1 protein-coding gene is annotated in these 910 nt (G+C 57.3%); it reads right to left on the bottom strand.

Features of this window, described 5'->3' with window-relative positions; genetic code table 11:
- Positions 1-802: IS21 family transposase (gene istA / locus QEP12_RS16880; RefSeq protein WP_284214985.1), on the bottom strand; the 802-nt coding region annotated here is incomplete at its 3' end.
- Positions 803-910: the final 108 nt, after the last annotated feature.

Below are 910 nucleotides of genomic sequence, written 5' to 3'. Positions count from 1 at the left end.
AGAGCGTAGGAAAGGCTGGCACGGACTGCCAGATACGATGGCGAGCGTCCCGAACATTCTTCTCGACCTGTCCCTTCTCCCAGCCCGAGGCCGGGTTGCAAAACTGTGCCTCGAACAGGAAGTGGCTGGCCATAGCGCTGAAGCGGGCATTGACCTCTCTGAGCTTGCCACGACCGACACGATCGACGGCTGTGCGCATGTTGTCGTAGATCCCTCGCCTGGGGATGCCTCCAAACACCGCAAAGGCATGGTTGTGGGCATCAAACAGCATCTCATGGGTTTGCAGCGGATAGGCCCGCAGATAGAAGGCTCGGCTGTGGCTGAGCTTGAAGTGAGCTACTTGCAGCTTGGTGCGCACACCTGCAATGACAGCCCAGTCCTCACTCCAATCAAACTGGAAGGCTTCTCCATCGCCGAAGACCAGGGGCACAAAAACGCCTCTGCCCGTTGTCTGCTCAGCCGCATGGCACTGAGCCTTCCAAACCCTTGCAAAGGCAGCAACTCGGCTGTAGGAGCCGGTATAGCCCAACGCTTGCAAGTCCAGAAACATCTGCTTGATCGTGCGTCGCTGCTTGCGAGAGCGGTTAGCTTCTGTGCGCAACCAGCCAGACAGCTTGCTGGCAAATGGATCGAGCTTGGTAGAGAGCGTGCGCTGTGCAACGCGAGGCTGCACAACATCGGAGCGCAAATACTTGCGGATGGTATTGCGAGAAAGCCCAGTTCTGCGGGCGATCTCCCGGATGGACAGGTGCTCACGAAGAGCCCAGCGCCTGATGACACTCAAAGTAGCCACGTCAATCACTCCTGGTCTCCTGCTGCACATAAAAGCAGCAGGCTAGGGTTAATACGTGGGTCAGATTGAGATGGAAAAACCGGGGGCTAGTGGGTCACTTCTGGGTGGAAATCAACA

The sequence above is a fragment of the Comamonas jiangduensis genome (genome assembly GCF_030162955.1).
Lineage (GTDB): Bacteria > Pseudomonadota > Gammaproteobacteria > Burkholderiales > Burkholderiaceae_C > Comamonas > Comamonas jiangduensis.
Note: the sequence above shows the minus strand (reverse complement) of the source record. Positions and strands in the feature narration are given on the sequence as shown.